The 12,519-nt window shown below is 67.6% G+C and carries 12 protein-coding genes; 6 read left to right on the plus strand and 6 right to left on the minus strand.

The window, feature by feature from the left end:
- Window positions 1-75 precede the first annotated feature (75 nt).
- From C8K36_RS21730 to C8K36_RS21740, 3 genes are all read left to right on the plus strand, one after another.
- Window positions 76-600 carry a DUF3558 domain-containing protein gene (locus tag C8K36_RS21730; protein ID WP_107986861.1) on the plus strand — a complete coding sequence of 175 codons (525 nt, stop codon included), beginning with the start codon at window positions 76-78 and terminating at the stop codon, window positions 598-600.
- Window positions 601-623: 23 nt separating this feature from the next.
- Window positions 624-1,010 (plus strand): hypothetical protein, encoded by a 387-nt coding sequence (locus C8K36_RS21735; protein ID WP_107986863.1) that lies wholly within the window; start codon window positions 624-626, stop codon window positions 1,008-1,010.
- A 93-nt stretch (window positions 1,011-1,103) separates the two neighbouring features.
- The gene (locus C8K36_RS21740; protein WP_181319678.1) at window positions 1,104-2,567 is read left to right on the plus strand and encodes a PPE domain-containing protein; all 1,464 of its coding nucleotides are present in this window, start codon (window positions 1,104-1,106) and stop codon (window positions 2,565-2,567) included.
- A gap of 13 nt (window positions 2,568-2,580) precedes the next feature.
- Here the strand turns inward: C8K36_RS21740 and C8K36_RS21745 are convergent, their stop codons facing one another.
- The 3 genes from C8K36_RS21745 to C8K36_RS21755 are packed head-to-tail and all read right to left on the minus strand — an operon-like array spanning window position 2,581 to window position 7,810.
- The gene (locus C8K36_RS21745) at window positions 2,581-4,020 is read right to left on the minus strand and encodes an HAD-IB family hydrolase (RefSeq protein WP_107986867.1); all 1,440 of its coding nucleotides are present in this window, start codon (window positions 4,018-4,020) and stop codon (window positions 2,581-2,583) included.
- Window positions 4,017-6,326 (minus strand): glycerol-3-phosphate 1-O-acyltransferase, encoded by a 2,310-nt coding sequence (locus tag C8K36_RS21750; RefSeq protein WP_107986869.1) that lies wholly within the window; start codon window positions 6,324-6,326, stop codon window positions 4,017-4,019. The genes C8K36_RS21745 and C8K36_RS21750 overlap by 4 nt, the downstream gene beginning before the upstream one ends.
- A complete protein-coding gene (locus tag C8K36_RS21755; RefSeq protein ID WP_107986871.1) occupies window positions 6,323-7,810 on the minus strand; it encodes a wax ester/triacylglycerol synthase domain-containing protein in 1,488 nt (495 codons plus the stop codon). The genes C8K36_RS21750 and C8K36_RS21755 overlap by 4 nt, the downstream gene beginning before the upstream one ends.
- Window positions 7,811-7,982: 172 nt before the next feature.
- Between C8K36_RS21755 and C8K36_RS25285 the strand changes: the two genes are divergently transcribed.
- The 3 genes from C8K36_RS25285 (at window position 7,983) to C8K36_RS21770 (ending at window position 10,303) form a co-directional block, all read left to right on the plus strand.
- Window positions 7,983-8,294: an FmdB family zinc ribbon protein gene (locus C8K36_RS25285; RefSeq protein ID WP_420910926.1), complete on the plus strand. Its 312-nt coding sequence runs from the start codon at window positions 7,983-7,985 to the stop codon at window positions 8,292-8,294.
- 30 nt (window positions 8,295-8,324) lie between these two features.
- Window positions 8,325-9,578 carry a formamidase gene (gene fmdA, locus C8K36_RS21765; protein ID WP_107986873.1) on the plus strand — a complete coding sequence of 418 codons (1,254 nt, stop codon included), beginning with the start codon at window positions 8,325-8,327 and terminating at the stop codon, window positions 9,576-9,578.
- Window positions 9,579-9,931: 353 nt separating this feature from the next.
- Entirely contained in the window at window positions 9,932-10,303 is a 372-nt protein-coding gene (locus tag C8K36_RS21770; protein WP_420910927.1) for a hypothetical protein, read from the plus strand.
- On the opposite strand, the gene C8K36_RS21775 is transcribed toward C8K36_RS21770, so the two are convergent.
- The 3 genes from C8K36_RS21775 to C8K36_RS21785 are packed head-to-tail and all read right to left on the minus strand — an operon-like array spanning window position 10,261 to window position 12,428.
- Entirely contained in the window at window positions 10,261-10,905 is a 645-nt protein-coding gene (locus C8K36_RS21775; protein WP_107986875.1) for a Type 1 glutamine amidotransferase-like domain-containing protein, read from the minus strand. The two genes, C8K36_RS21770 and C8K36_RS21775, sit on opposite strands and share 43 nt — an antisense overlap.
- A 6-nt stretch (window positions 10,906-10,911) precedes the next feature.
- Window positions 10,912-11,733, minus strand: a complete 822-nt coding sequence (locus tag C8K36_RS21780; RefSeq protein ID WP_107986877.1) for a maleylpyruvate isomerase family mycothiol-dependent enzyme — start codon at window positions 11,731-11,733, stop codon at window positions 10,912-10,914.
- Window positions 11,730-12,428 (minus strand): DsbA family protein, encoded by a 699-nt coding sequence (locus C8K36_RS21785; protein WP_181319681.1) that lies wholly within the window; start codon window positions 12,426-12,428, stop codon window positions 11,730-11,732. The genes C8K36_RS21780 and C8K36_RS21785 overlap by 4 nt, the downstream gene beginning before the upstream one ends.
- Between the last annotated feature and the right edge of the window lie 91 nt (window positions 12,429-12,519).

Consider the following 12,519-nt stretch of genomic DNA (forward strand, 5'->3'; position numbering starts at 1 on the left):
GATCGAGGGAACCGAAGAGACCGAACCTGCGTCTGTCTAATGTGAAGCGGTCTGGAACGAGGGGAGGAGGTCCGGATGCGGGTAACTGCTGTGATCGGGCTGATCGGTGCTGGTCTGCTGCTGGCGGGGTGTGGGTCGGGCGCGGTCTCGGGGGACGCGGAAGCTGAGGGGACGGTAGCCGGGGAGCCGGTGTTCAGTCCGTGCGATGACATTCCAGATGACGAGATCGCGAAGCTTGGCTTTGATCCAATGACAGAAGATCGCGACATCATGGGAGTCAAGCAGCCTGGCTGGAACATCTGCGGGTGGATGGGCGCTGGTCCGGCGTTGTCGGTGTTCGCAACCACTTACACCCTCGACGATGTCCGCAAGAATGAGAAGAATGCCGAGTTCATCCCGGTCGAGTTGAATGGCCGGACTGCGTTTTCATACCGTGAGAAGAGCGACGAGCAGCGCCGCAGTTGCGATGTGGCGATCAGTACACGCGAGGGTGCGGCACTGATCTCCGTGTCCTATCTGGGAATCGATCCCGTGACCGAAGATCCGTGTTCGATTTCTGTGCGTGCTACCCGTGCTCTTGCCGCCTATTTGCCCGCCTGACTCAGAGAGGGGACACGTTTTCAATGCCGGATTTCGATGCGGATGCGGGTACGTGGAACCAACTCGCTGACGCTGCGGCGTCAGGGGATTTGATGCTCGAAGCCGGGGCCGCGGCCCGATGTGCCCAGCGGTGTTCGGATCTGATCGAGCAACTGGAGGCGCTGCAGGGAAAAGCACTGCGCCTTAACAAAGTTGAGGGTTTGGGGACCCTTCCATCTGGGATCGCACTTGCGGAGAAGTTTGGGCGCAAGGCCTCGGGCGGCGACTATCCGCTCGATCGGGCGCTCGTCGACCATATCGTGGTCATTGACCGGATGCGAGACGTCTTCCTCGCCATTGAAAGCCGCTACGCCGCAGCGGAGGAGTCGAATACCTCCGCCGCGACCGCTGTCGAATCGCAGATCAACTAACACTTCCGGGGCCGCGCCACTGAGGGGATGGCGTGGCCCCGGATCCGCCCCGGGCGGCGTCACCGGCCGAGGCAAACGACGAGGGGGACGAGGATGGGACTGCCGGATTTCGGGGGCTGGGTCGAAGGCATCAGCAAGGACATTGTCGAGTTCGGCAAGCATCCGGCGAACAAGGTGCTGGACCTGGTCACAGGCTACGACCTCAACGAACGCAGCCGCGTGCGCGACGAACAGGCCGCCGGCAATGCCGAGCGGGACGAGATCTACCTGCAGCAGGCCGGCCTCTACGGCCGGTTCAGCGGCCGATTCGACGACCCGGCGCTCGGCTCACCCGAAGCATTCGAAGCAATGTCCCACGAGGACATCAAAGCTGCCGTCGACGGAATGAACGGTGGATCCCTGCGCGCCAGCGCCGAAGGCTGGACCAAGATCGGCCAGTCACTCGAACAGGCCCTCAACGACTTCCGCGACTTCATCACCCGCGAAACCGACGGCAAATGGGAAGGCCTCGCGAAGGACTCCGCCGTCGCCGCAACCGGCAGATATGCCACCGAATCGGGGAAACTCGCCGAAGCCGGGAATCTCATCGGCACCAAGATCACCGAAGCGGCAACCGGTGTCGACCAGGTGAAAGCCACGGTCCCGCCGGTGTCCAAACGTTCCCTCCTCGAGGTGGTGTTCGACACCGCGATGCCCACGTCGGGCGCGCTCAAGCGGCTGATCCACGGCCAGGACGAGTCCCATCAAGAAGCCATCCAGATCATGCGGACCGTCTATACGCCGGTCATGCAGCAGGCGGACACAAGGGTGCCGAGGCTCCCCGAACCTCCCCGCGTCATCAACAGCGCCCCAGACGCAACACCGTCCAGCGGCGGCACACCCGGCACCGGCGCACCAGGCTTACCCATGCCGTACACCGGCGGTCCGAACTCGGGATCGCCGGCGATCCCGACGCCCAGTACCCCGCTCCCCGGCGGAACACCGGGCGCCAGCCCGGCTCCCGATACCTTCAACCCCATCACGCCGGGCAGTCAGCCCGCCACGGACAACCAGTTCGCTGCCCCCACCGACGCAACGACAACTCCCGCCTCCACCTGGACCGCACCCGCAGCGGCCACGGGACTCGACGGCTCCGGACTGGGACAGTCCGGCTTCGGCCTGCCCGGCACTGGCGCCGGAAGCTACTCCAGCGGAATCGGATCGAATGCCGGAAGCAGCTCAGGATCTGGAACGGGCGGTAGCGCAGGACTCGGCGGCTACGGCGCCGGCGGCATCTTCAGCGGCGGATATGGTTCCGGCGGAATGGGTTCCGGTGGTGGCGCAGGCTCCACACCTAGCGCGACCACAGGCGGAGCAACGCCGGGATCAACAGCCGCCGGCAGCACCGGCCGAGGAGGAGCAGCCACGGGCGGCATGATGCCAGGCGCCGGAGCGCGAGGGCGCGGGGGCGACGACGACAACGAGCACAAGACGCCCGGCTACCTCGTGAATGTCGACAACGGTAGCGAACTCATCGGCAACCTTCCGCTGGCCGCGCCACCCGTGATCGGCACCTGAAAGCGGAAAGAACTCACGCCTTCACCGGCCCCGCCCGGAGCACGTCGTCGAACCGGTCCCGAACTTCGGCGACGTGCTTGTCGAGGTCCTCGACCTGCCACCCGTCGGTGCTGATCGGCTCCAACACATCGACGTAGACCACGCCGGGATGCGCGACAAAAGAATTGCGCCACATCAGATCCCCTGCATTGTGGATGACGATCGGCACGATCGGCACCCCCGCCTGCATCGCCAGATGGAAGCCGCCCTTCTTGAACCGGCCAAGCCGGGGCGTGGGGGAGCGGGTGCCCTCCGGGGCAATCGCGATCGACGTCCCACCGCGCAGCTTGTCGACCGCCGGCTTCAACGCCTCCCGCGCCTGCGCGCTGTCCGTCCGGTCCACATACGCGACATCCAGCAGCATCCCCACGGCCGCGAACCGCGGATCGTGCGACGCCTCCTTCTTCGCCACCCCCGTCGCATCGCGCTGAATCACCTTGCCGACCAACAGCATGTCCAGCGAACTCTGATGGTTGAACATGAACACCGCCGGCCGGGCACTCCACGCGTTGTCCTCACCCGTGATGTGCACGTCGACGCCGCAGATCTTCAACGCCAGATCGGGCCCGTACGTCCCCACCAGATTGGCTGCCGTCCGCCGGTTCCCCGACAGCACTCCCGCCGTCGCGCCCAGCGCCGTCGTCGCCATCAGCGCGCTCAACGCCATCCCGGTCCGCGCCGTGGCGACGGGTGTCGCACCCCGCTCCGGCTTCGGCAACCGCACCGAGAGCCAACCCTCGGTCCGTGCGATGCCCGCCAACTTCCGATCCGGATTCAACGCCACCGAACGGCCCACCGAATCGAGCATCGGAACATCCTCGACGCCATTGGAATACGCGAATGCCTCCGACAGCGGGGTCCCGGCCTGTTCCGCGAACTCCCGCACCGCCTTCGCCTTCTCCGGGCCCCACAGTGCCGGGCCGGTGAGCTTGCCGGTGAGCATCCCGTCGACCACCTCGGGGCGGCTGCACAGGATCTCGTCGATCCCCAGGTCGTAGGCGACGTCCTGCGCCTGATACGTCGTGGCCGACGTCGCCATCACGATCCGGTGCCCGGCGCGGCGGTGGGCGTCGAGCAGTCGTCGGACATCGGGATAGATCATCGCGGCGATCTCCTGCCGGAACAGCCGCTGACTCCACTCGCGCAGCTCGTCCTCGCGCCGCCCGGCGAGCCCGGTTACGGCGATCTCCATGAGCCGCCCGACGTCGGCGCCCCGGAACTGGGTGTCGATCGCGGCGCCAGTGGTGCGGAGCAGCTCGGCGACATTGATGTCGAAGCGGCGCAGCCGGTCCCGGTAGACGGCGCTGGCGGTGTAGCCGGTGATGAGAGTGCCGTCGAGGTCGAACGCGGCCAGCGTCGTCGGGCCCTGCGGGGCCGCGGCGATCGCGGAGTAGAGGTCCTCGAGCCGGTTCACGATTCCGACCCCGTTCCGGCAGTTCCGTCGGCGACCTCCGCCACCGCATCGGTGCCCTTCACCTGATCGAGCTTGGCGTGGGCGCGCGCCCGGATCTCCCGCACCCGCCGCACGAGCGTGCGGATCTCCTCGGCGAAATCGCGGCGCCCCTCCAGCACGGACGGGTCGTCATTCTCGATCAGCCTGCGGTTGCGGGCCAGCTGCAGCGCGGTCGCGAACAGCTCCGACGAGATCGACTCGCTGCTCGCGATCTGCTGGCGGAGCCGACGCTGCTGGGCCAGCGCGAGGCACTCCGAAACAAACGCCTTCTCGTCGAAGTCCTTCGCGATGGGCGCGTCCAGCAGGTGATCGGCCACCACCTCGTACGCCTCGAGGAACGGCTGTAGCACCCGGTGCGCCAGGTAGGGGCGGACCTCGTCGAGGATGCACTGGACGTCCTCGGGGCTGGTGAGATCCTTCTGCCAGGCCGGATCGATGAGGCTCAGCTCCGACCGCAGCTCCTCGCGGAAGGTGTCCTTGTCGCTGAAGAAGAACTCGAATTTGAGCAGGTCCCGGATCCGCAGTGCTTCCGCCCAGCCGTCGGCCAGTGGGTCGGCGAAGCGTTCATCGACCGCGGCCTCGAGCACCATCTCCGCGATGGCCCGCACCAGCAGGAAGTGAATGGTGTTGTTGCGGTAGAACGCCGCGACCAGCCCCTGGTCCTTGCCGAGGTAGTACACGCGTTCGTCGCCCTCGTCGTACCGCTTGAGCACCCCCGAATCCAGGTGGGTGAACAGCGCCCGGCGGATCACCTGCGGGTTGGTGAGGTCGACGTCGCCGGCCGTCGGCAGCTTGCGGGCGACGATGTAGTCGACGAGCGGCCCGAGGATGAAGCCCAGCTCGGGGACGGTGAGCGCGCGGTCCTCGATCCCGAGGAACGCCAGCATCACCAGTGACGACGCGGTGATCGGGGTGACCTCGTTGATCCGGTGGCTCACCTCGATGCCGGTCTTCTGGATCGCCAACCGGAAGTCGTCCTCCTGCGCCAGCGAATCGCGCAGCGACAGTGGACGTCCCACGGTGACGTGCGCGACGCCGCGGCGCTGCCCCTGCGCGCGCACGTAGCCGACCATCCAGCGGAAGCTCTCCTTCCGCTTCTCCGCGCCGTGCGCCTCCGCGGCCATCGCGTTCACCTCGTACAACTGGTCGTAGACCAGCGAGACGGGCACGAGGTAGACGTCCGACGCCTCGGACGACTGGAACGCCTTCGCGAGGTACGTCAGCAGGCCGTACCGGGGCGGACGCAGCTTGCCGGTCCGGGAGCGCCCGCCCTCGATGTACCACTCGAGGTTGAACCGCTTGTTCATCAGGAACCGCATGTACTCGCGCAGCGTCCACTTGTAGATCTCGTCGCCGTCGAACTTACGGCGGATGAACACGGTGCCGCTGCGCTTGCTGATGGGGCCGATGGGCCAGAAGCTGACGTTGAGCCCGCCCATCACGTGGTTGAGCGGCAGATCGTTGGCGAGCAGCGCAGGCCGCAGCACCAGCGGATCCAGGTACGAGCGGTGACTCGGCAGGAACACCAGCGAATGCTCGCGGTTGAGTTCGCGCAGTTCCTCGAACCGGGTGGTGTCGACGTCGAGGCGGTAGGCGCGGGAGAAGTAGCGGCCCAGTTGATCCCACAGCGCGATGGCGCGTCGGCTCTGGGCGGCCACCATCTCATCGAGGTCGCCGCGGGCCCGCCGTTCGACGTCGACGACGGTGAGATTCAGTTGCGCCGCAAGCTTCTTCACGCCCGCGGTGAAGCGGCTGGTGTCGGTGATCTCCTCGACGACGAACCGCGACACCTTGTACTGCGTGCCCAGCAGGTGCCGTTCGGCGCGCTCGAGGGTGAGGGCGGCCTGCCGCCGGATGAAGTCGGGCAGCGAGCCCCCGCCTCGCTCGGCCAGACGGTCGCGCATCTCGCTGAGCTCTGCCGGATCACCCTCGATGACGCGGCAGCGCGTGGGGTCGGTGCGCAGCACCCGACGTTGCGCATTGGCTGCCAGGTGCAACGGGTCCCGCGTCGACAGCACCTCACGAAGCCGCTGCCCGCGATGGCCGTTGGTGGTGTCGGGCAGCCACACCACGCGCAGTGGCGTCAGCACCGGGTCGTCGTCGCGTCGAACCAGCGCCGACAACGCCTGCTCGGTGATGGCGACCGTGAATGTCCGATCTCCGGTCTCCGCCTCACGTCGCGCGAGCCACGTCCGCAGCACGCGGTCCTCGGTGTCGGTCATCTCCTCGGTGAGGTAGATCCGTGGATGCAGGTCCGGTTCGGTCATCGCGTCGCTCCCTCCGCGGCGTCCTCGGGTTCGCGACCCAGCGCCACCACCTCGTCGAGCCCCTCCTGCAGGCACCGCATGAACAGGGCGGGTTCGGTGACCGCCGCGGTGTCGATATTGACGCCGATGCAGCACGTGCCCACGTGCGAGACCATCGTCGCCATCACCGCGCACCCCGGTGCCGGCCCGAACGGGAACATCCGCTCGATCCGCGCACCCGCCAGATACACCGGGACCGGCACGCCCGCGACGTTGGACGCCTGCAGATCCAGCCCCGACGACTGCGACAGGTACCACTCGGCCAGCAGTCGTGTCGGCAGTCGCACCAGCAGCGGCGACGCGGCCTCGACGATGTCGAGGGCCGGTTCCTCGCGCAGCGCCAGCACGATCGCGCGCACCTTCCGGATCCGCTTCGCCGGGTCGGCCTCGGTGGCCGGACCGGCGAACCGCACCGCCGCGATCCGGTTCCCGCCCGACGGATCCGCCGCCGCCCGCATGCTGATCGGCATGCCCATCGGGACCTTGCCGACCTCCGCGCCCATCGCCTCGTGATAGCGGCGGAAGCCGCCGAGCAGCGCCGCAATGTACGCGTCGTTGACCGACCCGCCGGCCGCGTGCCCCGCGATCCGCAGTTCGTGCAGCCCCACCTCGAGCACCCCGAACCACCGTCCGAGCCCGCGCTCGCGTAACAGCGGCGAGCCTGTCACGGGAGGTGGCTGGATCACCCGGCGCAGCGAGCCGGCGTAGTCGAGCACCTCGCCGGCCGCGTCGAACGGGCGGGTCACGGCCGTGACCGCGGCACGCACCGACCCGGCCACCAGGTCCGAGAGCCGCCGCGGAGTGTTCCGGATACCGCCGATGACCTCACGGCGCAGCGCACTGATGTCGGACAGGTGCTCCGGCGGCGCGGGCTCCCGGTCCGGCTTGTCGGGTGTCGGTTCGGCGCGGCGACTGTGCAGCAGCGCCATCATCTGGATGCCGCCCATGCCGTCGGTGATGCTGTGGTGCGTCTTGACGACGTACACCGCCCGGCCGTCGTCGAGGCCCTCGATGAGCATCGCGACCCACGGCGGGCGGGCCTTGTCGAACGGCTCGGTCGCGAGATGTCGGCAGACCCGGAGCGCGTGATCGAGATCCGCCTTCTTCCCCGGCAGGCGCATCCGTCGTAGGTGGTAGTCGAGGTCGAACTCCGGATCGACCGACCACACCGGATTGCCCAGGCCGAAAGCGGGTTCCACCGCGCGCATCCGGATCCGGGGCACGATGTGCGACGCCCATTCGTGCGCGCGGACCAACCGGTCCCAGTCCGGGGCCTTGTCGAGGATGTCGACCGCGACGATGGGGGTCCGCAGTTCCGGGCGCACCTCCTCCATGCGCCACATGCCGGTCTCGAAATCCGACATGGTGCGGCTCTGGCCCCAGGCGACCGCGGACAGATCCACATCCACCGCGCTCGGTGGGACGAACGGTTGCCCATCGGCCATACGCGCTCCTCGGCAGGTGCGTGCTCGATTCGATTTCGACGTCGCTTCAAGTGTGGACCCGTTCGCGAGGCAGCGTCCCCGAATTCGGCGCTTCCGGGTTCGGACACCGTGGACAAGTCGGATCCCGCGCGCATGTGCCGGGTGTCCGTTAACGTTCGGGGCACTTCGATCCTTGCCCCGGCGAAAGGACGCAGTCATTCCTCTCTATCAGTTCCGATGTGCCGAGTGCGGTCCGTTCGACCGACACTTCCCGATGGCGGACGTCCCCGACACCTCCGGCTGTCCGCAGTGCGAGTGCGACGGGCGTCGGCAGATCACCGCGACCCGACTCGGCAGCGGCCGTTCGACGGCGATGCGACTGCTCGACGCGACCACCCGGTCCGCGAGCGAGCCCGCCGTCGTGTCCGGTCCCGCCCCCGGCGGACGGCGTACACCCCAGAAGGTCACCACCAACCCGCTCCACCGAAAGTTGCCCCGCCCCTGAGTAAACCGTCCGCCCGCGTTAGGAGGCTCGATGCCCGAGTTGCTGTTTCCGCTGGATTCGAACAAGAAGTTCACCGACCAGGAGAAGATCGGCCACAATCGGTGGCACCCCGACATCCCGGCGGCAGTCACCGTCAAACCGGGTGACTCGTTCCGGGTGCACTGCCGCGAATGGTTCGACGGCGCAATCCACAACGACGACTCGGCCGACGACATTCTGAATGCGCCGCTGACCACCGTGCACACGCTCTCCGGCCCGTTCGCGATCGAGGGTGCCAAGCCCGGTGACCTGCTGATCGTCGACATCCTCGACATCGGTGCGATCCCGCAGGAGGACTCGGGCCCGCTCGCCGGCCAAGGCTGGGGCTACACCGGCATCTTCCCGACCGACAACGGCGGCGGCTTCCTCACCGAGCAGTTCCCCGACGCCTACAAGGCGGTGTGGGACTTCGCCGGCCAGACCGCGACGTCGCGGCACGTGCCGCACGTGAAGTTCACCGGCATCGTGCACCCGGGCCTGATGGGCACCGCACCGTCGCACGCGCTACTCGGTAAGTGGAACACCCGTGAGGCCGCGTTGATCGCGACGGATCCCGACCGCGTGCCACCGCTGGCGCTACCGCCGGAACCGCGGGACGCGATCCTCGGCACCCTGTCCGGCACCGACTTCGACCGCGTGGCCGCCGAGGCCGCCCGCACCGCCCCGCCCCGCGAGAACGGCGGCAACCAGGACATCAAGAACCTCACCAAGGGCAGTCGGATCTTCTACCCGGTGTTCGTCGACGGCGCGAACCTGTCGGTGGGCGACCTGCACTTCTCGCAGGGCGACGGCGAGATCACCTTCTGCGGCGCGATCGAGATGGGCGGCTTCATCGATCTGCGCGTCGACCTCATCAAGGGCGGCATGGAGACGTACGGGGTGTCCGAGAACGCGATCTTCATGCCGGGCAACACCGACCCGCAGTACTCCGAGTGGCTCGCGTTCTCCGGAACATCGGTGACCCTCGACGGCGAGCAGCGGTACCTGGACTCGCAGCTGGCGTATCAGCGGGCGTGCCTGCACGCGATCGACTACCTCACCAAGTTCGGCTACAGCCCGGAGCAGGCGTACCTGCTGCTGGGCGCCGCGCCGATCGAGGGTCGGTTCTCGGGCGTCGTGGACATTCCGAACTCGTGCGCCACGGTGTACCTGCCGACCGCGATCTTCGATTTCCCCATCGAGCCGACCGCCAGCGGTCCCGTCAAGATCGATCCGGGGATCGGGGCGCCGCACTCGGCGCGTTAGCGGACACATTTTTACCGCACCGTCGACGACCACTCCGGTCGCCGGCGGTGCGTTTCTGCGTGCGCGGAGAGTACCAGGGCAAAGCGCCTTTTCGGGGTCCTACGGACACGCTGCATCCGAATTCTCTGTCCCAAGTTTCGTACGAATGAACCGGCAGGTGAACAGCAGGTTTCGTTATCCAATCGTGATGATCAAACAGTAACGCCCCAGTCATTCGTCACGTTAGCGTCGATCGCAATCGCGGAGTGCAATCGAAGCGTTACGCGACGACAAACCATCAACATTCTCGTCGCCCGGATCGTGATGTCCGACCGAGCGAGATCGGGCCGTCGGGGAGAAAGGGGCGCAGCATCGTGAGCGCTTCGTCGAACTGCATTCAGGACTACATCGCGGCCATGTTCGCGTACGAATTCATGGACGGTGGTGTCGACCTCGATTCGTTGGAACGCATCCACCGTGGCGATGTGCGCGACTGGGTCGGTGCCGTCGCCGGGTCCGGGCTGTTCACCAACGCTCAGGTCGCGCGGGTCGATGCCGGATGGCGTCACGATCCCAAGTCGCTCCTCGACACCCTGCTCTCCGAGGCGGACGAGATGACCGTCAAGCGCTGCGAGACGACATGGAGCGCGCTCGATCGCGTCCAGACGCCCGCTGAGCGTCGGGAGCTGGTCGCCGTGGGCGGCTACAGCACCGCCGTCGCATCGGCGTCCACCACGATCGCCTGATCGTCCGTCAACGTCCGATACGGAACCCCGGCCACCCGGCACGTCTCGATCATCCGAGACGCCTCGTCGCCGGGGTTTTGTGCATCCGGCGGCGGGTAGTGCGGCACGATCGCGAAGTCGACCAGGCCTAGACCGTCCCACCGGGCCGGTTCGCCGCACGTGGCCACGACCTCCGCGGGGTCGTCGGCGCTCTCGATCCCGGTCAGTGACGCGGCCATGACACACGCGCCCGCGCTGTAGCCGGCGTAGGCGAGCGCCCCGCCCCGCAACAGATCTGTGAGGATCCGGTCGCCCCCGCTGCGTGCCAACTGCGTTCGCAGCACGAACGTGTTGCCGCCGCGGACCCACACCGACCGGAACCGGGACAGTTCGACGGCGAGTGCGTCCGCCCGTCCGACGAAGTCGCGTAGATCGATCTCCTCCGCCGCGAACCCGAGCCTGCGGAGCGGTGCGACATCGCTCACGACAGCAGATTCACGTGCCCGCGGTGGCCACGCGTCGGCGGCATTGGCGATGACCGCGACGGGCCCCGGACCCCCGACGAGATCGACGTAGCGTTCGACGTGCGCGCCGAACCGGTACGACGCCAAGAACAGTCGCACCAGACGTCAGATCGTGAACGCGAGATTGTCGACGATCCGTTTGCCCACGTCGCCGTCTCCGCCGAGATCGATCTCCGACGCGTGGTCGGCCGCCTTGGTCCGTCCGGTGGCGAGCCTGGTGAACAGTCGCGAATCCATCGCGATGGTCGACGTCGCCGGACCGGACAGCGCCGACACCACGGCGGCCCGTCCGTCGACCTCGACGTGAATCGTGCGGGCCAGCGGGCCGGACAGCTCGAACGTCACCCGGGCCCCCTCCGGCGCCCGGCCGAGCTTCCCGACGATGAAGGCGATCGCTCCCGAGATCTCGGCGAACGCGAGTTCGCCACGGGCTCCGCCCTCGTCGCCGGCGGGAACGTCGAGCGCGTCGCGGATGTCGTGTTCGTGTATCCAGCAGTCGAACAGCCGGATGCGCATGAACCGGCCGTAGGTGGCCGGGCCGGCCGGCGTGAGTGCGGTGGCATCGAAGTCGGCCTGCGTCATGTCGCCGAGCACCTCGAGGCGGCTGGAGGTGACCTCGCGGAACATCGCCAGTATCTGTGCCCCGGTGTGCGCCCGCAGACCCTCGACCCAGCGCTCGTTGAGGGCGCCGATCTCGTTGCGCACGTGCGGGAACCCGTGAACGTCGATCGCGGTCGGCGGCGGCTCGAGTCCCGACAGCATCGACTCGGTCCCGATGATGTGCGAGACGATGTCGCGAACGGTCCAGCCCGGCAGCGCGGTGGGCGTGATCCAGGCATCGCCGTCGACGGTGGACAGCACGTCGTCGACCACGGCCCACTGCTCGGACAGTGCGTCGACCAGAATGCCCTGCGGAAACTCGCTCATGTGTCAGACTCCGATTTCAGTGACGAGAGGTCGACGACCTCGCCGCGATCGATGCTCTGCCAATCCCGCCCGCGCACATACGGTTCGAGCGCGCGTCCGATGTCGGCGACCTCGGACGGTCCCTTGATGCGCTGGATCTCGTAGACGCGCGGGAACTCGAGCAGTTCGGTCAGGGTATTCCACAGGCGGACGGCCGCCTCGCCCTCGGGCGCGTCGACCAGGACGGGTCCGAAGAACGCCGTGCCCTGGACGAACAGGGTCGGCACCCCGAAGCCGCCCGCTGCGATCACCCGGTCATGATCGGCGCGGACGTCGGCGTGCGTCGTGGGGTCGGCCAGCGCGGCCTCGAGCAGCCCCGGATCGAGCCCGAGTCGCTCGAGCAGCGCGCGGGCCACCGCGGGGTCGTGCGGTTTGCCGCCGTCGACGTGCAACAGGTGTCCGGTCGCGAAGTACCAGCGGTCCAGCAGATCCATGCTCTCGCGGCGCAACAGTGCGCCGATCCGCATGAGCGACCACCCGTACGACCACTCGCGCTCCCACGGGTGCTTCTGGTCGTCGCGGCGGTTGATCTCCTCGAGGCTGAAGAAGCGCCACGCGATGTCGATCGACGTCTCGGCACGCACGTGCCGGATCCACCGCGACGCGTGGAACGCGAACGGGCACATCGGGTCGAAGTGGAAGTCGACCGACGTGATCGGTGCGGCGCTCGCGTCCGTGGTCACCCTGTCACTCTATTGCCGATCGCCGCGACTTTCAGCGATAAACCGGTGTTCGCGCGATTCGGTC

Origin of the sequence: Rhodococcus sp. OK519 (genome assembly GCF_003051005.1) — a bacterium.
Classification (GTDB): domain Bacteria; phylum Actinomycetota; class Actinomycetes; order Mycobacteriales; family Mycobacteriaceae; genus Prescottella.

Coding starts and splice junctions, on each gene's coding strand:
- C8K36_RS21730 (WP_107986861.1), top strand. CDS start 76: ATGCGGGTAACTGCTGTGATCGGGCTGATCGGTGCTGGTCTGCTGCTG.
- C8K36_RS21735 (WP_107986863.1), top strand. CDS start 624: ATGCCGGATTTCGATGCGGATGCGGGTACGTGGAACCAACTCGCTGAC.
- C8K36_RS21740 (WP_181319678.1), top strand. CDS start 1,104: ATGGGACTGCCGGATTTCGGGGGCTGGGTCGAAGGCATCAGCAAGGAC.
- C8K36_RS21750 (WP_107986869.1), bottom strand. CDS start 6,326: ATGACCGAACCGGACCTGCATCCACGGATCTACCTCACCGAGGAGATG.
- C8K36_RS21755 (WP_107986871.1), bottom strand. CDS start 7,810: ATGGCCGATGGGCAACCGTTCGTCCCACCGAGCGCGGTGGATGTGGAT.
- fmdA (WP_107986873.1), top strand. CDS start 8,325: ATGCCCGAGTTGCTGTTTCCGCTGGATTCGAACAAGAAGTTCACCGAC.
- C8K36_RS21780 (WP_107986877.1), bottom strand. CDS start 11,733: ATGAGCGAGTTTCCGCAGGGCATTCTGGTCGACGCACTGTCCGAGCAG.